Origin of the sequence: Agarivorans aestuarii, assembly GCF_019670125.1 — a bacterium.
GTDB lineage: Bacteria > Pseudomonadota > Gammaproteobacteria > Enterobacterales > Celerinatantimonadaceae > Agarivorans > Agarivorans aestuarii.
This window is the reverse complement of the sequence record NZ_AP023033.1, coordinates 2,844,172-2,870,875: the sequence shown is the minus strand read 5'-3', so window position 1 is coordinate 2,870,875 and position 26,704 is coordinate 2,844,172. Positions and strand designations below refer to the sequence as shown.

Annotated in this window: 25 protein-coding genes; 21 read left to right on the top strand and 4 right to left on the bottom strand. The window is 42.8% G+C overall.

The annotated features are described in order from the left end of the window. Positions 1 to 64: 64 nt before the first annotated feature. The 9 genes from K5609_RS13345 to K5609_RS13305 all read left to right on the top strand — a co-directional run bounded on the left by K5609_RS13345 (position 65) and on the right by K5609_RS13305 (position 9,809). Positions 65 to 1,117, top strand: a complete 1,053-nt coding sequence (locus K5609_RS13345) for a glycosyltransferase (protein ID WP_221074089.1) — start codon at positions 65 to 67, stop codon at positions 1,115 to 1,117. Further along, entirely contained in the window at positions 1,114 to 2,304 is a 1,191-nt protein-coding gene (locus tag K5609_RS13340; protein WP_221074088.1) for a glycosyltransferase family protein, read from the top strand. Before K5609_RS13345 ends, K5609_RS13340 begins: the two co-directional genes overlap by 4 nt. Before the next feature lie 3 nt (positions 2,305 to 2,307). Further along, positions 2,308 to 3,531, top strand: coding sequence for a glycosyltransferase family 4 protein (locus tag K5609_RS13335; protein ID WP_221074087.1), 1,224 nt, complete (start codon positions 2,308 to 2,310; stop codon positions 3,529 to 3,531). Between the two features lie 372 nt (positions 3,532 to 3,903). Continuing rightward, positions 3,904 to 4,980 carry a dTDP-glucose 4,6-dehydratase gene (gene rfbB, locus K5609_RS13330; RefSeq protein ID WP_221074086.1) on the top strand — a complete coding sequence of 359 codons (1,077 nt, stop codon included), beginning with the start codon at positions 3,904 to 3,906 and terminating at the stop codon, positions 4,978 to 4,980. A gap of 9 nt (positions 4,981 to 4,989) precedes the next feature. After that, a complete protein-coding gene (gene rfbA, locus K5609_RS13325) occupies positions 4,990 to 5,889 on the top strand; it encodes a glucose-1-phosphate thymidylyltransferase RfbA (protein ID WP_221074085.1) in 900 nt (299 codons plus the stop codon). 34 nt (positions 5,890 to 5,923) lie between these two features. Then, entirely contained in the window at positions 5,924 to 6,460 is a 537-nt protein-coding gene (gene rfbC, locus K5609_RS13320; protein WP_221074084.1) for a dTDP-4-dehydrorhamnose 3,5-epimerase, read from the top strand. Continuing rightward, positions 6,460 to 7,335, top strand: coding sequence for a dTDP-4-dehydrorhamnose reductase (gene rfbD, locus K5609_RS13315; RefSeq protein WP_221074083.1), 876 nt, complete (start codon positions 6,460 to 6,462; stop codon positions 7,333 to 7,335). Before rfbC ends, rfbD begins: the two co-directional genes overlap by 1 nt. A 21-nt stretch (positions 7,336 to 7,356) precedes the next feature. Then, positions 7,357 to 8,523, top strand: coding sequence for a nucleotide sugar dehydrogenase (locus K5609_RS13310; protein ID WP_221074082.1), 1,167 nt, complete (start codon positions 7,357 to 7,359; stop codon positions 8,521 to 8,523). A 108-nt stretch (positions 8,524 to 8,631) separates the two neighbouring features. Continuing rightward, a protein-coding gene (locus K5609_RS13305; protein WP_425514823.1) for an IS3 family transposase occupies positions 8,632 to 9,809 on the top strand; the annotation gives its coding sequence in 2 pieces (ribosomal slippage) (positions 8,632 to 8,902 and positions 8,902 to 9,809; 1,179 coding nt in all). A gap of 35 nt (positions 9,810 to 9,844) precedes the next feature. Here the strand turns inward: K5609_RS13305 and K5609_RS13300 are convergent. The 3 genes from K5609_RS13300 to K5609_RS13290 form a co-directional block, all read right to left on the bottom strand. Further along, the gene (locus K5609_RS13300; RefSeq protein WP_221074080.1) at positions 9,845 to 11,974 is read right to left on the bottom strand and encodes a YjbH domain-containing protein; all 2,130 of its coding nucleotides are present in this window, start codon (positions 11,972 to 11,974) and stop codon (positions 9,845 to 9,847) included. Next, positions 11,967 to 12,695, bottom strand: coding sequence for a capsule biosynthesis GfcC family protein (locus tag K5609_RS13295; RefSeq protein WP_221074079.1), 729 nt, complete (start codon positions 12,693 to 12,695; stop codon positions 11,967 to 11,969). The genes K5609_RS13300 and K5609_RS13295 overlap by 8 nt, the downstream gene beginning before the upstream one ends. A 144-nt stretch (positions 12,696 to 12,839) precedes the next feature. Next, on the bottom strand, positions 12,840 to 13,508 hold the full coding sequence (locus tag K5609_RS13290; RefSeq protein ID WP_221074078.1) for a YjbF family lipoprotein: 669 nt from the start codon (positions 13,506 to 13,508) through the stop codon (positions 12,840 to 12,842). 198 nt (positions 13,509 to 13,706) lie between these two features. Between K5609_RS13290 and ppiC the strand changes: the two genes are divergently transcribed. After that, a complete protein-coding gene (gene ppiC, locus K5609_RS13285) occupies positions 13,707 to 13,985 on the top strand; it encodes a peptidylprolyl isomerase PpiC (RefSeq protein ID WP_152781237.1) in 279 nt (92 codons plus the stop codon). Positions 13,986 to 14,091: 106 nt separating this feature from the next. On the opposite strand, the gene K5609_RS13280 is transcribed toward ppiC, so the two are convergent. Next, positions 14,092 to 14,733, bottom strand: a complete 642-nt coding sequence (locus K5609_RS13280; RefSeq protein ID WP_221074077.1) for a glycine zipper family protein — start codon at positions 14,731 to 14,733, stop codon at positions 14,092 to 14,094. 295 nt (positions 14,734 to 15,028) lie between these two features. On the opposite strand from K5609_RS13280, the gene K5609_RS13275 reads away from it, so the two are divergent. From K5609_RS13275 to K5609_RS13225, 11 genes are all read left to right on the top strand, one after another. Next, positions 15,029 to 16,330: a lipid II flippase MurJ gene (locus K5609_RS13275; RefSeq protein ID WP_221074076.1), complete on the top strand. Its 1,302-nt coding sequence runs from the start codon at positions 15,029 to 15,031 to the stop codon at positions 16,328 to 16,330. Then, positions 16,323 to 17,420 (top strand): glycosyltransferase, encoded by a 1,098-nt coding sequence (locus tag K5609_RS13270; RefSeq protein ID WP_221074075.1) that lies wholly within the window; start codon positions 16,323 to 16,325, stop codon positions 17,418 to 17,420. The genes K5609_RS13275 and K5609_RS13270 overlap by 8 nt, the downstream gene beginning before the upstream one ends. Further along, positions 17,417 to 18,556 carry an O-antigen ligase family protein gene (locus K5609_RS13265; protein WP_221074074.1) on the top strand — a complete coding sequence of 380 codons (1,140 nt, stop codon included), beginning with the start codon at positions 17,417 to 17,419 and terminating at the stop codon, positions 18,554 to 18,556. The genes K5609_RS13270 and K5609_RS13265 overlap by 4 nt, the downstream gene beginning before the upstream one ends. Then, entirely contained in the window at positions 18,553 to 19,632 is a 1,080-nt protein-coding gene (locus K5609_RS13260; protein ID WP_221074073.1) for a glycosyltransferase, read from the top strand. Before K5609_RS13265 ends, K5609_RS13260 begins: the two co-directional genes overlap by 4 nt. Next, a complete protein-coding gene (locus tag K5609_RS13255; RefSeq protein ID WP_221074072.1) occupies positions 19,629 to 20,738 on the top strand; it encodes a glycosyltransferase in 1,110 nt (369 codons plus the stop codon). The genes K5609_RS13260 and K5609_RS13255 overlap by 4 nt, the downstream gene beginning before the upstream one ends. Further along, complete coding sequence (locus tag K5609_RS13250; protein WP_221074071.1) at positions 20,735 to 21,871, top strand: glycosyltransferase family 4 protein; 1,137 nt, start codon at positions 20,735 to 20,737, stop codon at positions 21,869 to 21,871. The genes K5609_RS13255 and K5609_RS13250 overlap by 4 nt, the downstream gene beginning before the upstream one ends. Continuing rightward, positions 21,872 to 22,483: a sugar transferase gene (locus K5609_RS13245; RefSeq protein ID WP_221074070.1), complete on the top strand. Its 612-nt coding sequence runs from the start codon at positions 21,872 to 21,874 to the stop codon at positions 22,481 to 22,483. Next, positions 22,480 to 23,100 (top strand): NeuD/PglB/VioB family sugar acetyltransferase, encoded by a 621-nt coding sequence (locus tag K5609_RS13240; RefSeq protein ID WP_221074069.1) that lies wholly within the window; start codon positions 22,480 to 22,482, stop codon positions 23,098 to 23,100. The genes K5609_RS13245 and K5609_RS13240 overlap by 4 nt, the downstream gene beginning before the upstream one ends. Before the next feature lie 79 nt (positions 23,101 to 23,179). Continuing rightward, positions 23,180 to 24,355, top strand: coding sequence for a DegT/DnrJ/EryC1/StrS family aminotransferase (locus K5609_RS13235; RefSeq protein ID WP_221074068.1), 1,176 nt, complete (start codon positions 23,180 to 23,182; stop codon positions 24,353 to 24,355). 26 nt (positions 24,356 to 24,381) lie between these two features. Further along, positions 24,382 to 26,280 (top strand): nucleoside-diphosphate sugar epimerase/dehydratase, encoded by a 1,899-nt coding sequence (locus K5609_RS13230; protein ID WP_221074067.1) that lies wholly within the window; start codon positions 24,382 to 24,384, stop codon positions 26,278 to 26,280. Continuing rightward, on the top strand, positions 26,281 to 26,664 hold the full coding sequence (locus K5609_RS13225) for an ATP-binding protein (protein WP_221074066.1): 384 nt from the start codon (positions 26,281 to 26,283) through the stop codon (positions 26,662 to 26,664). It abuts the gene before it with no gap. Positions 26,665 to 26,704: the final 40 nt, after the last annotated feature.

Genomic DNA, 26,704 nt, shown 5'->3' with positions numbered 1-26,704 from the left:
TATTCTGAGTCCTGTTCATAAGTTCACAGACATTAGAGTTTATAGAAAAGAATTTTCCTCATTATTGAGTGAATTTCCATATACTAGTTTTTTCTTGGTTGGACAAGCCAGTTCTTCTCCGGAAAATGAAGTCCTATTAGATAGAGTGAAAAAGCTCGAACTTAAATACAAAAGTCGCTTTCAGCGATTTCTTTTACAACCTTATATTTTGTATCGTATTTTAAGATTTAATGCAGATATATATCACTTGCACAACCCTGATACTATTTTTATTGCAATGGTTCTTAAATTATTACGCAAGAAGGTGATATACGACACTCATGAAGATTTTTCAAGGAAGGTTTTAGTTAGGGGATGGGTTCCTCAAGCTTTACGTCGCCCATTGTCTTTTTTAGTGAGTAGCTTAGAATTATTTTTGCACAATGTATGCGATGGGTTTATCGTGACTCAAAAATCGCAAGAAAAGAAGTTTTGTTCATCTACGTTAATAGATAATGCCCCTTTGGTTGCAACTCAAAAGGTCGCAAGTAGAGCCTTAGATGATAATTCAAAAATCATCAAGCTGATATTTATTGGTGGGATAAGTGAAGATCGAGGATTGGGCAACATGCTCAAGCTAACCGAAAAAATGAATCGACGTCATCCCACAAAGCTAACATTAATTGGACCTGTTATTAATGGACTTTCTGTATCTGATTTACAAAGAGAATTAGTGGGAAATAGGGCTGTGTCATATCTAGGAGTGTTAGAACAGGAGAGGGCCTTTGATATTTTAAAACAATCACACTTGGGTTTGATTTTGTTCAATGATGTAGCTGATTATGCAGATATTTGCCCCAATAAAATATTTGAGTACTTGTCCTGTGGTGTGCCATTTGTAGCATCCGATTTCGACGTCTGGAAAAGTTACTTTGACGATAGGGAGCTCGGTGTTTTTTTTGATGTAAACAAAGAGCTCGATTCTCTTGCTCAAAGTCTTATAGAATTGTTTACTAACCGAGATAAGTATAATGCTTTTAAGCAAGATTCTTTAGACTTTGTGCGTAACACTTATAATTGGCATAGCTCTGAAGAGCACAAGTTGTTTGCGCTTTATCAGCGAGTCATGGAAAAATGAGAAAGAAAATTCTATATATAACTAGTCTTTTTAGAAAGCGTTCATGTTCGGCCTCTATAAGAAATATGGCTCTAGTTAATGGACTAGCCGAGTTAGGTAATGATGTTACTGTATTAACTATACGTTATCCATCTAAAGTACTTGATGATTTCTTAGTCGCAAACTTAGATCCCAAAATAAAGCTCATTGAATGTGATGTTAAACTGATTTCTGACTTTGTTCCTTCAAGTTATACGGGTGGCTCATCAGGGGTAGTTAATAGTCAAAATATCTTTAAAAAGTATATTAAAAAGTTGTTTTTTTTCCCTTCGGTAGATATTTTGTGGTTAAAGAGTAAACACTCTATAGACCCAGGTAGTTTTGATTATGTAATTAGCTCTTCTGATACAAAATCCTCTCATTTTCTTGCTGAAAAGCTCATTAAGAGTTGCTCAGTTAAATGGGCTCAGATTTGGGGAGACCCCTGGCAAAGTGATGTTAATACCAATGGGATTATTGATGGATTAAGAGCAAGTTATTATGAAAAGAGGTTTTTGGAACAAGCTGACAAAATTTTTTATGTATCATTGCCAACATTAGAGCTTATGCGAAATATATACCCATCTATAAAAAGCAAAGCATTTTATATTCCTAGAAGTTATCTGCGCTCCGTAACATCACCTTCATTTAAATCTAAATTGACCATAAACATCGTTTATACCGGTGTCTTGAAAGGCAGAAGTATTACTCCATTGCTCGACTCAATAAGTTCGTTTAATCAGACGTCTAGTGCTCTTAAGTATAGGTTAAAAATCTTTGGTAAATTATCGGAGGCCCAGTTAAGCACTTTAGAGTCATGTGATTTTGCGAGCTACTTTGGAGAGGTTCAACTTTCCGAAGTTTTCCGAGCTTACCGAGAGGCGGATGTACTCCTTTATATAGGAAATAAGTCTGGTACCACACAGATTCCTGGAAAGCTCTATGATTACTTTGGTACAGATAAGCCTATATTAGCTCTAGTTGAAGATGAAAAGGATAGAGTTTATCAGTTTTTAAAAGAATCTAATCGCTGTCAAATATTTGCCAATCATAAGGGGTCGATAGACTTAAATGAGGTTTCTAACTGTTTAGGTAGTAAACTAGTGTTAGAAGAATACTCACCATCTGCAATATCTAAAGACTTTTTGCACCTATTAGAAGTCAATTAAAGTATGAAAATCATTTTCCTAACTGATAATTTTCCGCCCGAAGGCAATGCTCCTGCAACGAGAACCTATGAACATGCAATCCGTTGGGTTAAAGCTGGGCACAAGGTCACTGTCGTTACTTGCGCACCAAACTTTCCTGAAGGAAGGGTATTTGAAGGTTACAAGAATGCTTGGTATCAAACGCATCAGTTGGACGGTATCGATGTAGTTCGAGTGAAAACTTTCATCACTGCAAATGAGGGTTTTGTTAAGCGTATTTTGGATTTCATGTCATTCATGGTGACTGGATTTATCGCTGGTCTGTTTCAGAAAAAGCCAGATGTTATCGTTGCGACGTCACCTCAGTTTTTCAGTGCTATTGCTGGGTGGGCTTTGTCGGCCGTCAAACGAAAGCCATTTGTGTTCGAACTTCGAGATATCTGGCCGGCATCAATCACTGCTGTTGGAGCGATGAAGGATAGTTTCGTAATTCGCATGCTCGAAAAGATTGAATTGTTTTTGTATCGAAGAGCTGATTCGATAGTGTCTGTTACTCATTCTTTTAAAGATGAGTTGATTAAGCGTGGTATCGACGGTGACAAAATTGATATCGTCCTAAACGGTGTTGACTTGACAAAGTACGAGCCATCAGATGCAAAAGCTCATGATTTTGCGACTAAGTATGGCTTAGAAAATAAGTTCGTAGCTGGTTACATTGGTACTCATGGTATGGCGCATGGTCTGGAGCATATTGTTGATGTAGCAGAACGTTTGCAAATTTATGATGACATTCGAGTGATGTTTGCTGGTGGTGGTGCGGCAAGGCAAAATGTTGTAGACCTTGTTGAGAAAAAGCAACTAAAGAATGTAGTTCTAATTGATAGGCAGCCTAAAGAGATGATGCCAAAACTTTGGTCACTTTGTGATGTATCTTTGGTACCTCTTGTCAACAGCGATCTTTTTAGAACAGTGATCCCGTCTAAGATATTCGAATGTATGGGGATGGGGATACCAACCATCATGAGCGTGCCAGAAGGGGAAGCAACAGCCATTATTCGCGAAACCAATTCAGGGGTGGTTGTTGAAAGCGAAAATGTGGATCAAATTACAGCCGCAATCTTGAGGTTCCATAAAGATAAAGACCTATATCAGCAGGTTAGAACTAGCAGTATAGAGGCTGCGCCCAAGTTCAACAGAGATTCTACGGCTGCTGATTTGGTTAAAGTTTTTGCAAAACATGTTGGTTAGGTACTTTAATAGTCGAACCAACGAGTAATTGCTAGGTTTTCTGTTTTTGTATCGAGCGGGAAAGGAGCGTTTTTTCGTTGATTGAGTCCGATGGAACGTAGCCGAAAAGTAACCATTTACTGATGAGGGCTAGTGCTAGGTAAATTGGCAGATGAGATCATCTGCCAATATTATCGTCTACACTACAGATTTCGCTCCAGTACTCTATACAACATTCGAATTTAAATTATGGTGCGTAAAATGCTGGGGGATATGTTTTTGAAAATTAGAATAGTAGATCAGTTATTCAGTCTATTTATTAAAAGTCGTATGATTTGCTATTATCCAGTAGCTTCGCAATAATTCGCTTTTCAATGTTAAGTGATCGATTAAATGAATAAGTTACTAGTAACCGGCGGCGCCGGATTTATAGGCAGCGCGGTGGTGCGCCACATAATTGAGAATACCAATGATACGGTATTGAATGTAGATGCACTTACTTATGCGGGTAATGTGGCGTCGTTAGATACGGTTGCAAATAATGAGCGTTATACATTTTTGCAGTCGAATATTTGCGATAAAGCGGCAATGGTTAAAGCCTTCGCCGAGTTTAAGCCAACAGCGGTAATGCACCTGGCGGCAGAAAGTCATGTAGACCGTTCTATAGAGGGCCCAGGCGAGTTTATCCAAACCAATATCGTAGGCACCTACAACTTGTTAGAGGCTGCACGCGAGTATTGGATGGGGCTTGAGCGAGAAGCCAAAGCCAATTTTCGCTTCCATCATATCTCTACCGATGAAGTGTATGGAGATTTAGAAGGCACTAACGATTTATTTTTAGAAACCACGCCTTATGCGCCTAGTTCTCCATATTCAGCCTCAAAAGCTTCTAGTGATCATTTGGTGCGTGCTTGGCATCGTACCTACGGCTTGCCGGTTGTTATAACTAATTGCTCTAACAATTATGGGCCTTATCACTTCCCAGAAAAGCTAATCCCTCACGTTATCTTAAACGCCTTAGATGCTAAAGCGTTGCCCATTTATGGGAATGGTTTACAAGTACGTGATTGGCTCTACGTTGAAGACCACGCACGTGCACTATATAAGGTGGTAACTACCGGTGAAGTAGGGGAAACCTATAATATTGGCGGCCACAATGAAAAAACCAATATAGATGTGGTACGCACTATTTGTAGCTTGTTAGAAGAGCTAGCCCCTAAGGATGCTAAAGCTAAGTTAGCTGCGGCAGGGCATAGTAAGTTTGAAGATCTAATTACTTTTGTTAAAGATCGCCCAGGGCATGATGCGCGTTACGCGATAGATGCCTCTAAAATTGCCAAAGAACTAGGGTGGACGCCAGAAGAAAGCTTTGAAACTGGCATTCGTAAAACGGTTATGTGGTATTTAAATCATCAGCAATGGTGGCAAGATGTGCTAAGTGGTGATTACCGTTTAGAGCGATTGGGCTAGGAGCCATTTATGAATAACAGCAGTGCTAAACCCTACAAAGGGATTGTATTGGCCGGCGGCAGTGGTACCCGCTTGCATCCTATTACTATGGGTACCTCTAAACAGTTATTGCCGATTTACGATAAGCCGATGATTTTTTACCCGATCTCGGTATTAATGCTCTCTGGCATTAAAGATATTTTGCTTATTTCTACTCCAGAAGATTTACCCAATTATCAAAAAATGCTGGGCGATGGTAGCCAATTTGGTATTAACTTGAGTTATGCTGAGCAGTCGAGCCCAGATGGCCTAGCCCAAGCCTTTATAATTGGTGAGCAATTTATTGGTGATGATAATGTCGCACTAATTTTGGGTGATAATATTTTTTATGGCCAGCATTTTAGTAATAAGTTATTAAAGGCTACTGGTAAAGCCTCTGGCGCTACCGTATTTGGTTACCATGTTACCGACCCAGAGCGTTTTGGTGTGGTGGAGTTTGATAAACAGGGCAAGGCTTTAAGCATTGAAGAGAAGCCAGCACAGCCTAAATCAAACTACGCAGTCACCGGTTTGTATTTTTATGATAACCGCGTAGTAGAGATTGCTAAAGCCATTAAGCCATCGCCGCGCGGTGAGTTAGAAATAACAGATGTAAATATGGCGTATTTGGCTAAATGTGAATTAGAGGTTGAGTTGCTGGGGCGCGGTTTTGCGTGGCTAGATACCGGCACCCATGATTCGCTGTTAGAAGCAGGCCAATACGTGCAAACTATTGAGCACCGTCAAGGTTTAAAGGTAGCGTGTTTAGAAGAGATTGCGTTTAACCAGGGCTGGCTTTGTGAGCAGGGCCTGCAAGCACAAGCTACCTCGCTTAAAAAAACCGGTTACGGCCAATACTTACAACGTTTGTTAAATGAACATCAAGCTTAACTGTTAAGCAAACATTCGATTAAGGGCGCCAAACGTGAATGTTATAGATACCTGTATAGCCGATGTAAAGATTATTGAACCTAAAGTATTTGGTGATCACCGCGGTTTTTTTTTAGAGGCCTTCCAAGCGGAGCGTTATAAAACGGCGCTGAATATTGATGTAGATTTTGTGCAAGACAATCATTCTCGCTCTACTAAGGGCGTATTACGCGGCTTACATTTTCAAAAGAGCAAACCGCAAGGCAAGTTAGTGCGGGTAGTGCGTGGTAGCGTATTTGACGTAGCGGTAGATATTCGTCCGAACTCTGCAACCTTTGGGCAGTGGGCAGGGGTAGAGTTAAGTGAAGACAACAAGCGCCAGTTTTGGGTGCCACCTGGGCTTGCTCATGGCTTTGTAGTAACTAGTGATGTAGCAGATTTTGAGTACAAATGTACCGATTATTATGATCCTAGCGACGAAGCTTGCCTAGCCTGGGATGACAGCGATGTAGGTATAATATGGCCAACCTCAGATGTTAAGTTGTCGGATAAAGACAAGCAGGGTTTAGCCCTAAAGGAGCTTTTTTCATAATGAAAATATTACTCACTGGTGCCAATGGGCAGCTAGGCTCTTGTCTGCAAGATCTTGCCAAAAACAGCTCGCTATTTACAGTAATTGCTACCGACTACCAAGATTTGGATATTACCAACCAGCAAGCCGTAATCGATTTTGTTGCTAATACTAAGCCGGATATTATTGTAAATGCTGCTGCTCACACGGCGGTTGACAAAGCCCAAAGCGAAGCAGAACTAGCAACGGCCATTAATGCAAAAGGCCCAGAGTACCTGGCTAAATCAGCCAAAAATGCTGCTATTCCTATGATTCATGTATCTACCGATTACGTATTTGATGGTACAGCTACGACTCCTTATCTGCCTAATCAACCCGCTAAACCGCTAGGCGTATATGGAGAAACCAAATGGCAAGGTGAAAAAGCGGTACGCAATACATTGGCAGAACATATAATTATTCGCACCGCTTGGGTATTCTCGGAGTATGGCAATAATTTTGTAAAAACCATGCTGCGCATAGCGGCAGAGCGAGAAGAGCTGGGCGTAATTGCCGATCAATACGGCTGCCCTACCTATGCGGGTGATTTAGCGGCGGCAATTCTGCACTGCTGTGAACAAATTAGCGCAGGTAAAACAGCTTGGGGCTCTTACCACCATTGTGGTGATTTACCTACCTCTTGGCATGGTTTTACCAGAGCGATTTTGGCCGAAGGCTTGGCTCAAGGTAAGCTAGGCAGCGCGGCGAAGTTAAACGCCATTAAGACTGAAGATTATCCATTGCCTGCCCCTCGTCCTAGTTACTCGGTAATGGATTGTAGCACTATGCAAAAAGCTTGGGGTGTAGTAGCCAGTGATTGGCGTGCAGCCCTAACTAAAGTGATTACTCTTTTATAATTTATTATTGGAACAATACCCATGAAAATTGCAGTTGCCGGCACCGGCTATGTAGGTTTGTCCAACTCTATGTTGATTGCACAGCACCACGAGGTGGTGGCTGTGGATATTGTCCCTGAAAAAGTAGCCATGCTTAACAACAAACAATCGCCGATTGTTGATGTTGAAATTGAAGTTTTTTTAGCCAACAAAACGCTTAACTTTACCGCTACGCTCGATAAGCAGCAGGCTTATGCCGGTGCGGATTATGTGATTATTTCGACGCCTACCGATTACGACCCAGAGACTAATTACTTTAATACAAAGTCTGTAGAAGCGGTAATTAGTGATGTGTTAGAGATAAACCCGCAAGCGGTGATGGTGATTAAATCAACCGTGCCGGTGGGATACACTAAATCTGTACGTGAAAAGTTTGGTGTAGATAATATTATTTTCTCTCCGGAGTTTTTACGTGAAGGCCGAGCCTTGCACGATAACTTGCATCCTTCTCGTATTGTGGTGGGTGAAGAGTCTGAACGTGCGCAAGTGTTTGCTGATTTGTTGGTAGAGGGCGCCGTAAAAGAAAACATCGACGTACTGCTAACCGACTCCACCGAGGCAGAAGCAATAAAATTATTTGCTAATACCTATTTAGCGCTGCGCGTAGCTTACTTTAACGAGTTAGATACTTACGCCGAAACCCATGGTTTAGACAGCCGCCACATTATTGAAGGGGTAGGTTTAGACCCGCGCATTGGCAATCACTATAACAACCCTTCTTTTGGTTATGGCGGTTACTGCCTGCCTAAAGACACTAAACAGTTGCTGGCAAATTATAAAGAAGTACCAAACAACATTATTGGTGCGATTGTAGATGCTAATACTACCCGCAAAGATTTTATCGCCGAATCCATTGTGAAGCGCAATCCAACGCGAGTAGGGGTGTATCGCCTAATTATGAAGTCCGGCTCCGATAATTTTCGAGCCTCGAGTATTCAAGGCATTATGAAGCGCATTAAAGCTAAGGGTATTGAAGTTGTGATTTATGAGCCAGTGATGGAAGAAGATGAGTTTTTCCACTCAAAGGTGTATCGCGATTTAGAAGAATTCAAACAAAGTTGTGATGTAATTATCGCTAACCGCATGGTTGATGATATTAAAGATGTAGCTGATAAAGTATATACCCGCGATCTATTTGGTAGCGATTAGTATCGTTGCCAGTGAATAAACCAAAAAAGGCGCAGTAGTGTAGTGGCATAGTGAATTTGGCCACCTAATTAGAGGTGATATCATCACCATCATTAGGTAGGAAAATTTATGACAAAACGTACAAGACCAACATACTCACCTGAGTTTCGACTAGAAGTTGCTCAACAAATTGTAGATGAAGGGCGTACCATTCGAGATGTCGCTGACAACTTAGGACTGGGTAAGTCTACCGTTGATAAATGGGCTCGCCAGCTACGGGAAGAACGCAACGGAAAACTTTCATCAGCAACCCCTCTGACACCAGACCAACTGAAAATCCGTGAACTTGAGCGCAAGCTAAAACGACTTGAAGAGGATAACTTAATTCTAAAAAAGGCATCAGCTCTCTTGATGCAGGACTCCATCAAAGGTATTCGCTGATTAGCAACCTTCAAGAGAGCTGGGGTGTAGCACGGTTATGTCGTCTGTTTAGCGTTCATCGCAGTAGCTACAAATATTGGCACAAGCACCCACCAACACTCCAACCTCAGCGTGTGAAACTGATTGCTGAATTAAAGCGCTGGTTTGGTATTAGCCATGGTTCAGCGGGTGAACGAACCTTAGTGTCGTTATTGGCAACTTCAGGCTTTAAAGTGAGCCGATGGTTGGTCAACAAGTTGATGAAACAAGAAGGACTTGTGAGTCGACAATTACCTACTCACAAATATGCTAAGGCTGAGAGAGCGCACCTGAGTATTCCTAACGTATTGGGGCGTCAATTTGCTCCAGACGCCCCCAACCAAATATGGTGCGGTGATGTCACGTATGTATGGACGGGCTCAAAGTGGCTTTATCTCGCAGTCGTACTGGATTTATATGCTCGTAAGGTGGTTGGCTGGGCCACATCTTCCAGCCCCAATAGTGAGCTAACAAAAAAGGCATTGAGGATGGCATTTGAAAGCCGACAACGCCCAAGTAAGTTGTTATTTCATAGTGACCAAGGTTGTCACTACACGAGTCAATCATTCAGGCAGCAACTTTGGCGTTATGGCATACGCCAGAGCTTAAGTCGACGGGGCAATTGCTGGGATAATAGCCCCATGGAGAGATTCTTTCGGAGCTTCAAAACAGAATGGATGCCCAGAGTTGGATATAAGAAATTAACTGAGGCAGCAAGTTCAATAACGCAATACATCGTTGGCTATTACAATCGGCATAGACCGCATCAGCATAACGGTGGAGTTTCGCCTTCGAAAACTGAGCTGCAATACTTTAAAATTTATAACGGGGTGGCCAAATTTAGTTGACCACTACAAGCGCCTTTTTTGTTGCTTAAAGCTATTTACTCAAAGTGAGTGGATACACTATTTTTACCCTTAGGTTTTGTTATGTCGTAAAGGCTGTATTTACGTATTAGCTTTTGGCCGCCATCTCGGGTGAGAGGGGTCCAATTAAACGCAGCATACTTGGTGCTAGAACGTGTAAGCATCATGTCGAAAGGAATTTTAATGTAGAACCCTTTGTTAAAGCTGCCTTCACCATAATCTTTAGCACTCACGTTGGTTTTGGTGAAAAATATGCCGGCAATAGTACCGTTATCAAACTCTCTTGATAGGTCTACGGTAAAGCCTCTATCGCCAGATAGGTATTGGCCTGCAGAGAGCTGTGTATTGATGTTATACCAAGGGCTCTGCCAATAAAGAGCTGCATGGCCAGTGGTAACCTCATAGTCTCTAAAACCAAACTTTCTATCAAACTCTCGTTGTTTTACGCGGTTTAAGTCAACGCCTAGCGCTACTGAGCTATTAAATGGCCGGTAGAGTACTTCACCGCCCACACCGCCATACATAAACTCTAAATAACCGCCGTAATATTGGGCATAAAGGTTTTTGCCATAGTTATCAAAATAGGTGAGCTGAAGGTTAGATATACCAACGTCACTAGCTGTTAAGTACTCTCTAATGTAGGTTCGTGAACGTGGGATAGCACCTGTAGTGTCATCAACCGTATAATTAAACTTGTCGTAGTTACTGGCTACAGTCCATGATGCAATACCATCTAGCTTTAATTTATCGCTAAGTTGATATTCACCCGCTAAGTGCAGTGAAATGGCATAAAAGTAAAATGTCTCTGGGCTACCAAAGCTTTGTGTTAGACCAGGATAGAGAGAAACGTTATAGGGTGTGGGCTCTATATCCGTTGTGCTAACTTCTCCCTGTAATTTTTGTTCTGTAACTGGGCCTGAGTTTACAAACTCGGTATTCTCACCAGGCTCAAGTTGGTTGTTCGCTTCAAGAAGAAAGGCTTTTCGGTCAAGGCTTGTTTGGTAGAGCGGTATGCTTTCATTGGTTTCTATTACCGTAAACTCATTCACTGACTCGGGTAATCGATTATGCAACACTCTAGCTATTCGATCATCGGCGTCTTTTCTATCTCTATATTTACTTTGTTGGCCTGTTACCGTGACCGACTGTTCGCTAACTACAATTTGGCTGGCATCTAATCCTGCACTATCTGATAAGGCAACGGCGAGTTCGTCGGGGATGTACTCTGAATTCTCGTTAGTTGCTTGTTCTATTGCCTCGGGTGGCGCGTCTAGCTTGATTTGGTTAGGCACCGTTTGGAAGTTGGTCCGAATGGTAATGCCTGCCATTAAGGTGTTACCCCGCTCGTAGCCGAGATTGAGGTTTACGTAGTCTCCCCATGCGTATACAGCGCCAACATTAATCGGTAAGCTTTGGGTAAATTGATTATTTAAAGCTTCGTTTTGATAATTGTTGGAATCATATTCCAGCTTTAAGCTTAAACCTTCAATTGGCGTTTGATACTCCACACCGCCAAACAAGCCCACATACTCGCCGCGGAAGAAGTTCTCAAAGCCTACTTTTCCGCCTCTATCACTATCGCTTGGTGTCCAACCTGGGCGATTGCACGCACCTTCTTTTACCGCACAAAAAGGGTTTTTAGTGCTGCTGCCATTAGCTAAGTAACCCCAGCCCATACCTAAAGTGAAATCGAAATCCCCCCAGCGTTTGCTTGCAGTAAAGTATTCGCTAGAGAATAGCCCGGTACCGCCTATATCACGAAAACCCACTGCGAGCTCTGGAACGTAGTAAGACTCTTCCCATAAACGAAACTTGGCGTCGAAGCCTTTATCTTTATAACTTTGATCACCGCTGTAGCCGGGGTAGGGGCTATACAATCGGTTTTCAACGGCTGTATAGCGAATAACGCCTTCGAACCAAGGAACGGGGGTTACTGCAATCGCGCCACGAATATAAGGGTCTACGTAATTTACATTAAAGGCGAACTCACCTTCTGGACTCATACGCGCGGTAGGCATTTGCATTAAGCCTACTCCGCCGTAGTCAGACTGGGTAGGCGCAGCTAAAAGGTTTTGAGAATATAAAGCACTGATCACTGCAAGTGTTAGCTGGCTGAGTGCTCGACTATTTAGTAATGGTTTACTCACCTTGGCTTGATCCTATTATCTGGTTTTGTAAGAGCTCAAGGTAGAGCTGGTTAATGGCTTGGTAATCGTTGCTAAATGTTTGTTCTTTTGCTGGCACATAAAGTGTGCTGCCAGGGGCAATAAACCTAGGCTCTCGTTTATTCCAATACGCTATAGGCAATTTTTCAATGCTTGTATCGGGCTTAATAAGCCAAACATAACTGTTATCTGCTAATGATAGCGCTGAGCTGTTTTCAAGATACTGCAAAAGATCTTGAGTGGCATTATGAGGCTGCTGGGTTTGTTCGGTAAATCCAACAATAGCCACGAAGTTAGGGCGAGAGGGTATGAGCAAAGTATCGCCGTTTTGCAGCAGAAAGTTTGACTGTTTGTCGGCAAACACTCTATCTGGGTGAACCGGTGTGACGAAGCGGTCACTGGGTTTAATCGCCGATACATTTTCTAGTACCTGCTGCCATTGCTGTTGGTGTTTATTCTTGAGCCTAATCTGTTCTGATATGAGTGCTGTAAGCTCGGTTTTCTTATGTTGATAATTAAGCTTGTTGTTTTTTCTTAACCACGCAGTCGCATACCAGTAATCATTTTTGCTCAGGTTTATCTGTGTAAGCAGGTTACTTAAGCGGGCTCCTTGCTCAAGGGAGTAACTTTTACTTGGCAAATGACCTTGTTCAACAACGACAGAAATGGTTGGTTTGTCCGCTACTTGTGCTTCGTTGGCCAAGCTGGAACTTGCGAATAATATTAGGCACCAGATGCCAAAAGCTCTTTGACTAAACAGTTTGCTGCTAGATCGGAGAATACTTTTTGAAGCGGCGTTACGCTTTATGCGCATGGTTAGATCTTCCTTGGTTGTTCGCATTATTTACTAAATGTCATCGAAGTAAGGTAATAAGCTTTCTAAAAGCAATCTGGGTTGGGCGGGGCCTAATTGTTGCTCGGAGCGCCAAACGATTTGCTTATTGTTGTTTTGTTCTACCCAATAGTGGTTTTCAGCCTGAAATTCTAAGTCGGGGATGTGTATATATTCGGTGACTTTTTGTAGCTGTCGCTCTTTTCCAGCAACAAAGTGGCTGGATGACTCTTCGATGGAGAAGCGCGAATGACTAGTTACGCCAAACATGCCTTCACTAATAAAGTCTCGTTTTGCAGAATAAACCGTATCTTGGCTTACTGACAGTAGACCAATTTCAAACGGGTTTTCTTGGGTGAAGTAAACACCGCTGCTGGAGAAGGGTAGTCCATCGGTACGTACGATCTGACCATAACGGGTAACGATGGTTATACCATCACTTGCTGCCCATATTCTTTCATCTTTAATTGCTTTAGCTAACGCAATATAGGTTTTGGGGTGCTGACCATACTTAACGTATATTGCTGCAAAACCTAAGGAAAGGCGTTCTTCTTCTGTTAAGTGAGAGTCGGGAAGGCCGTTAATGGCGATGTCGATGAGCTCTTTACCGCTCTTATAGTCTTGGGTGCAGCCGAGAATTTGAAGAGCTAAAAAGACTAGTAATAATAATTTACTTAAGCGCATTTCCATTGCCTAGGATAGTTAGTGAGTTACAGCTTATCATTAGAGCTTTTATGCTGAAAGCATCGTATCGTGTTTCCAGCTCGCTTGTTTGTTTTGTGACCGAAGTTAGGCATGGCAATCATGCTTAATTGGCTATATTAAGGTTTATCGACGAAGGGAATTTAGGTACATTGTTGGTTTTTTAAAGAGAGTATTATTTTGGCTAGAACGGCAGCAGCTTTACATATTTTGGTTAAACATAAAGAGCAAGCTGAAGATATCATCAAGCAGCTTAAGAAGGGCGCGAAATTTCAAACCTTAGCTAAAAAGTACTCTACTTGTCCTTCAGGAAAAAAGGGCGGTGACTTAGGTGAGTTTCGGCGCGGGCAAATGGTGCCGCAGTTTGATAAGGTATGCTTTAGTGGCGAAATACTTGTGCCGCACCTAGTAAAAACTAAGCACGGCTGGCATGTTGTTAAAGTGCTTTATCGAACTTAATCTTCGACTGCTTTCTTGTTTATAATTAGCTTTAGGCTTGAAGCGCTAGCTACATAGTTATCCCTTTTAGAGCTATTTTTTCAGATTGTTAAAGTACCTGTTGAAACTACGAGCAGCTTTCTGGCAGGTTGTGCTCAACTCTAATCTGTTTCAGTTTACCTAAGCTTTCCGACAACTCGGTTTGGGCTTCAAGTACATTACTTACTTGCTTATCCAGCTTGATAATTTCTGCGTAGCTAGCATTTAGTTTATCAACATCCCCAGTCTCTGCGTAGCTTAGGGCTTCAAGCCATACACCTGCCTCTTGGTAATGCGGCTCGCTGGCGGCCTTGGATAACTTAGCTTTACTTAAAGCGCTAGAGTAATCACATTTAGCTAATGCAACTATGCCGTCAACAGCTGGTTCGCCAATAGCGGCAATAAGCTGTTCTTTACTTGGTAGTTGATTGGAGCTGTTTTCACTAGCTTGTTGTGGTGCTTCCTCCGAAGAGCTTTGTTTAGCATCTTGCACTGCCCCTACTGCAGCGCCTGATGCTGCACCTACCGCTGCGCCTCTCGCGGCCGATTCCAAAGGATCGCCGCCCCAAATTAAGCCTGAGACTAAACCGCCAGCAGCGCCTGCCAAAGCGCCTGTTCCGGCGCCTTCTGCTGTGTTTGCGCAGCCGCTCAGGTTAAGGGAGCCGATACAAATCATGCTAGCAATAATAGTTTGTTTGAATTGAGTTGAGAGGGTGAAGAATTTAGTCATTAATCTTCCTTGATTATTGAATGTGTATAGACTTAACACCAAAACGGCGCGTTTTGGTTGTTGCAGAGCTTTGTAGTCTGAATGCTGGTTTTAATGCCTAGCTCAGGTGTTAAAACATCGTTTTGGTAGTCGCTTCACGACTTGAGGCTTTAACCTGTATTTAACCACTTTTTGCTTTGGGCGCGAAAACAATCAGTGTTAGTGTAGCAGTATTGATGTACTAAGGCGCTATTAACTAAAAGGATTTTAGTTAGGCTAACTATATAGGTTAGTGCTGCTGTAATGGAAGAGTTACGTGTTTAAGAGGTTATTGCTAACGGGCTTACTTTTATCGATGTTGTCGGTGTTTGGTAAAGCTTTGGCTTTTATACGGGACATTTTGTTTGCCCGAGAAGTTGGTTTTAATGCCCAATTAGATAGCTATTTATTATTATTTGCTGTCGCGATGTTTGTTATCAGTATTATAACCGGAGCATTAAATAGTTTACTGGCTTCTTTTCTAAAGCGTCATCAATTTAATTTTAAACGTTTTTACCGTCAGTTTTCCCTGTTTTCGCTAACACTAAGCATACTGTTTGCTTTTCTGTCTGTGTATATTTTACCTCGGTTTATTTATGAGCCTTCTCAAGTTGAGCCTTTGGTTTACTTTTGCTTTGTGGGGGTTGTCGCGGTCGGTTTAATGCAGGCACCTTTAATCGCATCGCTTACCGCTAAAAAACAATTAGCTTTTTTGGGGGCGTCTCAACTGATCATGCCGGGTTTAGGCCTAGCAGTAGTTATTGTTGTTATGCTAGCAGGTAAAACTCTCACTATTTCCTACATTGCCTCAGCCCTCTTAATTGCCTATCTAGTGCATTTCTCGATCTTAGCCTATAAGCATCGGCGTTTGAGTAGACTTGCGGGTGAAGGCTACTCTACAACGGCCAAATTCAGCACTAAACCATTGTTTAAAGAATTTTTTTGGTTGGTGTTAAGTTCGAGCTTACTCGCAACATTACCCTTGATTGATTTGGGGTTTGCTAGCCAGCTTGGTGAGGGGAAAGTGAGTGTATTGGGTAACGCCTATAAATTCGTTGCCGTTGCTCAAAGTGTATTAGCAATGAGCATAGGCAGTATGTTGATCCCACACATGGCTGAATGGATCGAAGATAAAGACTTGCTTAAAGCGAGGCTCACTAAAGCTACTCTGATGGCTGCTGGTTTAGGTATTGGTGTGGCTGTTGCGATGTATATCATCCTTCCTCTTATTATTCCGTATATGTTTCAAGGTAGCGAAGTAGATATTATAACGTCTACTGAGCTGGTGAATGTTGCTCAGCTTTATACCTTTTTGGTGCCTTTGTATTTGCTTGGAATGGTGTTATCTCGATGTGTTGTGAGCTTAGGCAAGGCGAGAATGATGTTGTTAATCAATCTTACGGCATTTTTTCTAAACATTATGCTGGATTACTTAATGAGTCGTTGGTTTGGGCTTAGTGGCATTGCCTTAACCACATCAATCATTTATTTGGTGTCAGTTATCTTATTGACCTTGTTACTGCGAGACGTATTGCTACCCTCTTCTATTCGTAAAGTGAGGACAGGACGCTTTGGCTAAATTCACTATTTTGGTTCCTGGCTTAGCTCAGGGTGGGGCGGAAAGAATTGCTTGTGAACTGGCCTCTCAATTTGCCGATAATAATCATGATGTCGCGCTAGCTACTTTATTTACTGGTTCTCCTGTTTTTGAAGTAAGCCCTAAGTTAGCTATTCACAAACTACGTTATCAGCAACGCTTTCACTTCAAAGGTGCTGGTTTGATTGAGAATTTACTTACGATGAAGGCTATTAGGCGGTATGTATTATCCCATGGCGTAGAGCGGTTAATGGTATTCACCCACCGTTTGGCGTGTTTAGCTTTATTGGCAACTAAAGGGACTGCAGTAGAAGTTTATTGCGGTGAAGTGAGTAATCCTTTAATTGAAAGGCATGGCCGGATGTGGCAAAGGCTAACTCGCTATTGTTATGCCCGCTTTGACGAGGTGGTGTTGCAAACGAACACTATTAAAAAAGCTTTAGTAGATTGGCGGCCACAAGGTTACCAAGTTATTGGCAACAGTACTGCAATTGCTACTTCAGGCGTTCAAGCTACAGCACAAGAAAATACCAAAAAGCTGGTGTTTATTGGTCGCTTAACACCGGAAAAAGGTTTACAAGATACCTTGCAAGCACTTGCGCTTATTCCTGAAGAAAAGCGTTGGCCTTTTGATATATACGGTTCGGGTGAGAACCAACAGCAGTTATCTGAATTGATTGTCACGTTAGGTTTAGAGTCTAGCGTTACCATGCAAGGGCCAACCAATAAAGTTAAAGAGAAGCTGCAACAAGCTAGCGTATTTGTTATGAGCTCTTACAGAGAGGGTTTCCCAGTGGCGCTGCTTGAGGCGCAGGCAATGGGCTTGCCGGTGGTAAGTTATAAAACCTTATTTGGCCCAGAAGATATTATTGAGCATGAAGCTACGGGTTTATTAGTCCCTCTTAAGGATGTGAAAGCGTTAAGTGAAGCGCTGATGCGAGTATTTGAGATGCCTGACAATGAGTTACAGGCTTGGGGAGAGCAAGCCGCTTACTTAGCTAACAAACGGTATCACCCGGATATTATTTACGGTAAATGGGAAAGCCTGTTATTTAAGGGGATAACAAAGTGAGCTTTAGGCAAGCTCTCAATTGGCTATCAATGCTTGTGTTTGCCATGCACTTGTCTGCGCTCGATTTGTATTTAACTCGCTTAATTCCCGGTTTTTCATACGTGGCATTGCTTGGCATGCTAGGGGTATCGGTTCTTTTTGCTTTATTTGATAAACGCTTCCAAGTGTTTCCCAAAACGCAATGGCTGTTACTTAGTATGTTGTTAGTGAACTCTTGCTATGGTTTGTCATTTATCGCTAGCCCACCGGTAAATTTGTCTAATGCGGCCTTCCCTTGGTTTCATCTAATCTGGTTGATGGTGTTATTCAATTGGTTTAGTACTGTTTCTTTGGCAACGGTACAGCGTGCATGTTGGTTGTCGTTAACGCTTGTTTGCGCGTCAATATGGGGAGATGTCGTTAATCCAGGGATGTTTTCTAATTTGGATTATCGCGCAGCTGGATTTGCTGGGGATGCCAATGATGGCGCTAGAGCCTTGGTGTTTTCATTAGCTGGAGTACTATTATGTCGAAATAGTCGCAGTGGCTTTACTTGGCAAGAGTCCGCCGCTGTTTTGTTTACCTTATTGACCGTGCTGGCCACTGCTTCTCGAAGTGGCCTATTGCTATATACCCTAGTTATTTTGGGGTTCTATTCAATGATCTCATTTCGAGCCAAATTAGGCTTTGTTATATCTGGAGTGTTATTTGTAATAGTTACCTTTCAAGCAAACCTAGGTGACAGCATAAACTCAAGAGCACTAGATCGCTTATCTCTTTCTAGTCAACAAGAACTGGTCAGTAAAGACTCCTCGCGTTTAGATGTGGTGTTTGAGTATCTCGAGATAATTGCGACTAACCCTTTAGGAATCGGTCGAGAGGGCAATGCGCAACGCGAAGTGAATGCTCACAATACCTTACTTAATATTGGTGCTGAAGCGGGTTTATTAGCAGCCTTGGGTTTACTGCTTGTGTTATTCAGTATTGCTAATCTTACTCGAATTTTTCCTCTAAGCCTTTGGTGCTGTTTGATGTTAGTGCATATAGGTGTGGTTTTTTCTACTTCGAACGTTTGGTATAGCCGTAGTTGGTTAATGTTTATAGCAGTTATGGTTGCTGCCGCTATGCACCAATACCAAAGGAATGAACAACAATGACTCCGCTTTTAAAGTCACCAGTTAGTGGGTGCGATATTCTTATATTTAGCTCTAGCTTTCACCAGGGGGGGGCGGAGCGCTTGGCGGTGACTTTAGCAAATTTATTGGTATCAAATTGGTCTGTTGAATTTCTTTCACTAAATGGACAAGGCCCTTTTAGGCAAGAGCTCGACGATAGCCTAACTTGCAGCATTGTGGAGCAGTCATCGTCTTTAAAAGCTATTCCTAAGCTAGTTAAACAGCTTAAAAGAATAAAACCTAAAGTAGTGTTTTGCTCTCAGAGCCACTTGGCTTTTTCTATGCTATTGGCGATTCGCTTGAGCGGGCTTCCATGTAAATTGGTTGCCAGAGAAGCGTCTTGCCCTTCTATCAACCTACTAGGCATATCGTCATTATTAAAACGTACTTGGGTAAAAAAGAGTGCTAAGTATGCTTATCGGCGAGCTGACTACCTGGTTGCTCCAGCTAAGTATGTAGCCGCAGATGTTAGCAATTACTTTGACTTGGATAGGACAATTCAAGTATTGGCCAACCCACTAGATAAAGACATGGTGAATGAGCAAGCCCTAGCACCTTGTGAGCACCCATGGGTGACAGATGAACAGCCTTTTGTTTTAGCGGTGGGGCGCTTAGTACCCGAAAAAGATTATGAGACTTTAATTAAGGCCATTGCCCTGTGCCAAAAGCAGCAAGTCACTCGCTTAATTATATTGGGAGAAGGCCTTTTGCGCGAAAAGCTTACGGCTTTGGTTCAAGACTTAGAGTTAAGCGAAGTCGTATCGCTAACAGGATTCGCAAGCAATCCATTTTGCTATATGAAGCATTGTCAGTCATTTGTATTAAGTTCATTGGTTGAGGGTATGCCTAATGCCTTGGTTCAGGCCCAGTTTTTAGGCGCGCCTTGTATATCCAGTGACTGCCCAGGAGGGGCAAGCGAGTTGTTGCCTGAGCAGAACTATTTCCCTGTTGGAGATCCGAAAGCACTCGCTAAGCTTATCCTTAACCCGCCAAGCAATAGTCAGAGCCAGTTAATCGATACACAAGGTTTTGTGCCATTTTTTGAGAGTATACTGTGACAATATTTCATTTCATCACCAATTTTGCACTTACTGGTGGCGCGGAAAAGATGTTAGCGAATTTAGTTAATAATCAGCCGCAACACAAACATGTCATAATCGCGTTGATGCAGGCCTCGCCAAAAAATCGTTCGCTAATTAAGCCTGATAGTGAGGTGGAGTTTATTAGCTTAAATGCTAAAGGGCCGGTGAGTATGTTGCTGGCTGTGTTTAAGCTACGCCGTTTGGTTAAACAACGCGATGTATCTCTAATTCAAAGCTGGATGTATCACGCTAATGCGATAGCTGGCTTATATAAATTGCTCTTTGCCAGCAAACTCCCCTTGTTTATGGGGGTTCATCACTCGCTTGATAAATACCAAGATGAAAAGATGAGTACGCGTCTAGCGCTGTGGTTAGGGAAGTTAGTAGCCCATAAAACACAGCAGATAATCTGCTGTAGCCAGCGGAGTGTTAAGCAGCATATTGCCTATGGCTACCCTGCAGATAAGATGCATTTTATTGCTAATGGCTATCAGTTCGAACAGATTGTCTTATTAAGAGAACAGCGTCAATTTGCTCGCGTTATTGGCGCGGCGGGGCGTTGGCATCCCGCCAAAGACTATGCGAATTTAATTGCTGCACTTGCGCCTATTTGTAAGGCTAATTCTGCGCTCTGTTTAAAGATCGCGGGCCGCGATGTTAATACTCAAAACGTAGAGCTAATGGCATTGCTTAAACGCTATGAATTTCCTAAAGAACAATGCATGTTGCTTGATGAAGTAAGTGATATGGAAAGTTTCTATCAAGGTATCGATGTTTTTGTCTTGCCGTCCAAAACAGAAGGCTTTCCTAATGTATTGGTAGAAGCCATGAGCTATGCGCTGCCATGCATCACTACTGACGTAGGTGATGCGGCGTATATATTGAGCAAACCAGAGTGGGTAGTAGCTCCTCAGAGCCCTAAAGACTTACAAACCGCGATTGAGAGGATGATTAATGTTCACCAAACTGTGCGACAAACTATTGCCAATGATAATCAGGGTAGAGTATTAGCAGAGTTTTCGATAGGCGATATTAGTCAGCGCTATTTGAAGGTTTACCAGCAGGCGGGGATACAAGGGTGAAGCGAGTTCTGGTCATCGCCAGCTTTGCTGATTCCATTTTAAGCTTTCGTGGTGATTTGCTTAAAGCGATGCGGCAGCAGGGTAAAGAAGTGCATATTGCAGCGCCTGACTTTTCTCTAGAGCAGAAAAAAGCCCTGCTTGAATTGGGCATTACACCGCATGTTTATGCCTTACAACGTACTGGTTTAAATCCACTAAAAGATGCTGCCAGTGTGTGGTCACTTTATCGTTTAATTCGAAGCCTACAACCTCAGCAAACGCTTGCTTATACCATAAAGCCGGTCATCTATGGAGCGCTTTCCGCGCGATTGGCTGGTGTAAAAAGTGTTTACTCGATGATTACCGGTTTGGGTTACGTATTTACTCAGCAGAATACAACTAAACAAAAAGTGCTGCATATCCTAGTTAATCTTATGTATAAATCAGGCTTAGCCTGCTCAAACGGGGTGTTTTTTCAAAACCCCGATGATCGCAAACTGTTTGTTGATAAAGGCTTAGTTCCAGATAAAAAAACCAAGCTAATTAACGGCTCTGGGATTAATTTAGCGCGTTTCCCGTTGCTAAAATTACCAGTAATAGATAGCCAACATCCCCAAATACACTTTTTGTTGATTGCTCGGCTGCTTAAAGATAAAGGTGTTGAAGAGTACGCCGCTGCTGCCCAAAAGCTTAAACAGCAAGGTTACCAATGTGTTTTTCATTTGGCTGGTTGGATTGATGATAACCCAAGCGCGATTGCTCAAGCAGATTTAGATACTTGGGTTGAAGAAGGTACTGTTAAGTATCACGGTCGAATAGAGGATGTGGCAGGCTTAATTGCTCAATGCCATGTTTATGTTCTGCCATCTTACCGTGAGGGGACGCCTCGAACGGTTTTGGAAGCAATGAGTTGCGGCCGAGCAATTGTTACCACCGATGCGCCAGGCTGCAGAGAAACCGTGACGGATGGGGTGAATGGTTATCTCGTGCAGCCGCAAAGTGTCGATTCATTAGTTGAGGCTCTAAAACGTTATTTTGAGCAACCTGAGCTGCTTACTCAACAAGCCGCTGAAAGCCGTCAGCTAGCAGAGCAGCGTTACGACGTTCGTTTGGTTAATCAACAAATCTTGCAATACATGGATGGAGAGAGTTAGTTGTTTAAGGACAAGGTGTTTTACTTTTTTGAACGGATCACTGCGGCAATTTTGTTGGTGTTATTGTCTCCTTTATTTTTATTACTCTGCTGGCAGGTAGCCTCAAAGCTTGGTAAACCCATTTTTTTCACTCAGCTGCGCCCTGGTTTACACGGTAAAGCGTTTAATATGATTAAGTTTCGCAGCATGCGCGATGATAAAGATGCTCAAGGTAACTTACTCTCCGACGCAGAACGACTAGGCTCATTTGGCCGTGCACTTCGAGCAAGTAGCGCTGATGAACTGCCAGAATTGTGGAATATTGTAAAAGGTGAAATGAGTTTTGTGGGGCCACGCCCATTGCTTATGGAGTATTTACCCCTGTACTCGGTTGAGCAAGCAAAGCGGCATGATGTTAAACCTGGGATAACCGGTTGGGCGCAAATTAATGGTCGTAACGCATTAAGCTGGCAGGAGAAATTTGAGCTGGACGTTTGGTACGTTAATAATCGCTCGCTTATCTTGGATATCAAAATACTGATACTTACCGTGAAAAAGGTGTTTGTGAAAGACGGTGTGAGTGCAGAGGGCGAGGCAACCATGAGCAAATTTACTGGGAACAGTGGATCATGAAATTAGCTATTTATGGTGCCGGAGGACACGCCAAAGTTGTTGTGGAGCTAGCTAAGCAGCTAGGTTATCAAACTATTTGTTTGTTTGATGAGCGCTGGCAAGAGCTTGGCGAAACCGAAGGTTGCCAAGTGATTGGCGGTTGGACTGAGATGCTCAATTTTTTCACCACTAATACCGATTACGATGTGCACGTTGCTATTGGCAATAATTCGACACGCTTTAGCCGTTTACAGCAGCTTCTGCAGTTAGGCCTCAAACTACCGATACTGATTCACCCTAAAGCCCATGTGTGTGCCTCGGCGCGACTTGGTGAGGGGAGTGTAGTAATGGCTAACTCAACAATAAGTGTAGGGGCTAGTTTAGGTATCGGTAATATTATAAATCATAATAGCTCAGTTGATCACGATGCTCAGTTAGGTGATTGTGTGCATGTTTGCCCAGGTGTTCACCTAGCCGGAGAGGTGAGTGTAGGAGACGAAAGTATGTTAGGAATTGGCTGTTGTGTTATTCAGGGAATTGTCATTAAGGAGCGAGTGTTGGTAGGGGCTGGGGCGGTAGTGGTAAAAGATGTGAAGTCTGCTGAAAAAGTGTTCGGTAACCCAGCTAAAACACCTTAATTCACACTACTAAAGTTGTAGATTGAGTAGTTTTACAGCAATATAAGGAAGGTGTTTTAAAGGACTAAAAAAAGTAAAAATGCGAGATTTACCTTCTTGGCCAAGCTTTACAGAGCAGGAAGCTCAAGCTGTAAGTGATGTACTGCTATCAAATAAAGTTAACTACTGGACCGGTACCCAAGGCAAAACCTTTGAGAAAGAATTTGCTGCTTGGGCAGAAACCAATTTTGCAGTTGCTGTTGCAAATGGCACCTTAGCGTTAGAGTTAGCTCTCCGGGCCTTAGGCATTGCCGCTGGTGATGAAGTTGTGGTTACCTCGCGCACTTTTATTGCTTCGGCCAGCGCTATCGTTAATGTTGGTGCTAAACCTGTTTTTGCCGATGTTGATCTCTCTAGCCAAAATATCACCCCAGGAACTATTCAAGCCGTTTTTAGCAATAAAACCAAAGCGATTATTTGTGTGCACCTCGCTGGTTGGCCTTGCGATATGGATGCGATTAATCAGCTAGCCCAACAACATAAGCTGTTTGTGATTGAAGACTGCGCCCAAGCTCATGGCGCCCTTTATCGTGGTAAGCCAGTAGGTGGATTGGGCGATGTCGCTGCTTGGTCATTTTGCCAAGACAAGATTATGACCACTGGTGGTGAGGGTGGCATGGTGACCACCAATGATAAGGCTTTGTGGGAAAAAATGTGGTCGTATAAAGACCATGGTAAGTCTTACGATACCGTGTTTAATAAAGCGCACCCGCCAGGATTTCGTTGGTTACACGAGAGTATTGGTAGCAATTGGCGGATGACTGAGATGCAAGCAGCTATTGGCCGAATTCAGCTAACTCGCATGACTGAATGGCAGCAACAGCGACAAGCCAATGCTCAGCAACTGGCTAGTTGTTTAGCGCTATTCCCTTTTATTACTGTTCCTCAAGTACCCGAGCATATTCAACATGCTTTTTATAAGTTTTATGCCTTTGTTGATAAAGGCCAAAACAGCATAAGTCGCGACCAAATTATCGACAGTTTAAATGCTGCAGGTGTACCTTGTATGCAAGGCAGTTGCGGTGAAGTTTACTTGGAAAAGGCCTTCGATGGTTTAGATGTTCGACCGAAGCTGCCATTAGCTAATGCCAAGCACTTAAGTGACAGTGCCATTATGTTTATGGTGCACCCAACAATCACCACCCAAGACATGCAGCATGTTTGCGAGCTTGTTCAGGATTGTTTAAGCCGCATGTCCGCAGAAATGCTTGTTTGACGATATTTGTCTAAAAAGGAATTTAGATGTTACCGCAATTTAATTTGATGAGTTTATTCGAGCGGCCAAGTCGCCGACAAAAAGTTGCGCTTATTTTTTCGCTCGACATAGTCTTTTTAAGCTTAGCTTTTTGGGGCGCACTGTGGGTGCGCTTTGAAAGCCATCATTATTTTTCTGATACGCCAACCTGGATAACCTTTGGCTCGGTGATTTTTACAACCTTGGCAGGCTTTTGGTACTTTGGTCTTTACCGGGCGGTGCTACGATATATTAACGAAAAAAACCTACAAGCAATCTTGTTTAGTTTTGCCCTTGCCACCCTTTTAATGATTGTTACCTCATTTTATTTTCAAGCGGTTATCCCAAGAACTGCACCATTTATCTATTTAGCCTTTGGCGTGATTATGTGTGGTGGTGTGCGTTTTGCGGTTCGTTACTTGTTTGTTTGGTTAGAAAATAGCACTAAACAAAATGTGATTATTTTTGGTGCTGGTGATAGTGGTCGCCAGCTACTGCAAGCCATTGGCCAAGGGGATGATTTTCAAGCGCTCGCATTTATTGATGATAAAAAGGAATTGCGGCATTCACTGATTCACGGTTTAACCGTTTATCCTCCTCAGCAACTTCCTATGCTAATCCGTCGTTTTCATGTGGACAAAGTATTATTGGCGATCCCCAACGCCGGTAAAAAACGCCGCTCTGAGATTCTTAGCTCTCTAGCTGATTTGAATATTGAGGTGCTCACCGTACCTCGCTTAAACGACTTGGTGACCGGAGAAGCTAAGGTTGACCAAATTAAAGAAGTGGATATTGAAGATTTATTAGGACGTGAAGCTGTCAGCCCTGATAGCCACTTAATGGACAGCTCTATTCGCCATAAAACTGTATTGGTAAGTGGTGCTGGTGGTTCTATTGGCTCTGAGCTTTGTCGCCAAATTGTTCAGTTTAGGCCTAAGCGTTTGTTGTTGGTTGAGCGCTCTGAGGTTGCTTTGTATGAAATTGAACGTGAACTTATTAAACGCTGTGAAGCGTTAGCGCTTAATGTTGAACTAGTCCCCTTAATGATCTCGGTTCAGCATTTACCGCGCTTAAGCGCGATGATGAAAGCAAATAAGGTAGACACGGTATACCATGCCGCGGCCTACAAGCATGTGCCATTGGTGGAACAAAATGTTGTTGAGGGCGTATGTAATAATGTGTTTGGCTCATACAATATTGCTCAGGCGGCAATTAAAGCCAAGGTAAGCACCTTTGTATTGGTTTCAACGGACAAAGCGGTGCGACCGACCAATGTAATGGGCGCTACGAAACGCTTAGCCGAATTAGTGATGCAAAGCTTGGCCGATCACCAATCCGAGACCACTATTAGCATGGTTCGCTTTGGTAATGTTCTGGGGTCTTCTGGCTCAGTAATCCCCCTGTTTAAAGAGCAAATTCGTAAAGGCGAAGATTTAACCATTACCCATCCCGATATTATTCGTTATTTTATGACCATTCCGGAAGCCGCTCAGTTAGTGATTCAAGCTGGGTCTATGGCTACGGGCGGAGAAGTGTTTGTTTTGGACATGGGCGAACCAGTGAAAATTGCTGAGCTTGCTAAACGCATGGTTCATCTTTCTGGGTTGGAAGTAAGGGATGAAGCCAATCCTGATGGTGATATTGAGCTTAAATATACTGGATTGCGCCCTGGCGAGAAGCTGTATGAAGAGTTGCTGGTGGGCGATGATGAGCGACCAACCGATCACCCTCGTATTCTTACAGCCAATGAGAGCTTTATGCCTTGGGCAGAGTTGATGGCTTTGTTTGATGAGCTAAACCAAGCGTGCGAAGCGATGGACGAGCAAGCGGTGATCGCATTATTAAAACAAGCGCCATTAGCGTATTGCCAAGAGCAAGAGACACCATTACTTAAGGCTGTTTCGTAGTTGAATAAGCAGCCGTTAAGGCTAACTCTGATTCGAGGTTTGCCCGGTAGCGGCAAGTCTACCTTAGCCGCCACTTTAGATGCTGTTCATCTAGAAGCTGATATGTACTTTGTTGATAAACAAGGCACATATAATTATTGCGCCGAAGATATTGGGCTGGCACATCAATGGTGCCAGCAACAAACCGAATACCACCTAGCTAAAGGTAGCAATGTAGTGGTAGCCAATACCTTTGTTAAGCAATGGGAAATGCAGGTCTACAGAGAGCTGGCTGATAAGTACCAAGCAAAGCTAGAGGTGCGAGTATGTAGCGCAGTTTATCCCAATATTCATGGGGTAAGCCAAGAGACTATCGAAAGTATGCGGGCTAATTGGGAAGATTAGTCAGCAATAAAAAAGGCGCTTAAAGCGCCTTTTTCATTTA

Coding starts and splice junctions, on each gene's coding strand:
- K5609_RS13340 (WP_221074088.1), top strand. CDS start 1,114: ATGAGAAAGAAAATTCTATATATAACTAGTCTTTTTAGAAAGCGTTCA.
- K5609_RS13335 (WP_221074087.1), top strand. CDS start 2,308: ATGAAAATCATTTTCCTAACTGATAATTTTCCGCCCGAAGGCAATGCT.
- rfbB (WP_221074086.1), top strand. CDS start 3,904: ATGAATAAGTTACTAGTAACCGGCGGCGCCGGATTTATAGGCAGCGCG.
- rfbA (WP_221074085.1), top strand. CDS start 4,990: ATGAATAACAGCAGTGCTAAACCCTACAAAGGGATTGTATTGGCCGGC.
- rfbD (WP_221074083.1), top strand. CDS start 6,460: ATGAAAATATTACTCACTGGTGCCAATGGGCAGCTAGGCTCTTGTCTG.
- K5609_RS13310 (WP_221074082.1), top strand. CDS start 7,357: ATGAAAATTGCAGTTGCCGGCACCGGCTATGTAGGTTTGTCCAACTCT.
- K5609_RS13290 (WP_221074078.1), bottom strand. CDS start 13,508: ATGCGCTTAAGTAAATTATTATTACTAGTCTTTTTAGCTCTTCAAATT.
- K5609_RS13280 (WP_221074077.1), bottom strand. CDS start 14,733: ATGACTAAATTCTTCACCCTCTCAACTCAATTCAAACAAACTATTATT.
- K5609_RS13260 (WP_221074073.1), top strand. CDS start 18,553: ATGACTCCGCTTTTAAAGTCACCAGTTAGTGGGTGCGATATTCTTATA.
- K5609_RS13240 (WP_221074069.1), top strand. CDS start 22,480: ATGAAATTAGCTATTTATGGTGCCGGAGGACACGCCAAAGTTGTTGTG.
- K5609_RS13235 (WP_221074068.1), top strand. CDS start 23,180: ATGCGAGATTTACCTTCTTGGCCAAGCTTTACAGAGCAGGAAGCTCAA.
- K5609_RS13230 (WP_221074067.1), top strand. CDS start 24,382: ATGTTACCGCAATTTAATTTGATGAGTTTATTCGAGCGGCCAAGTCGC.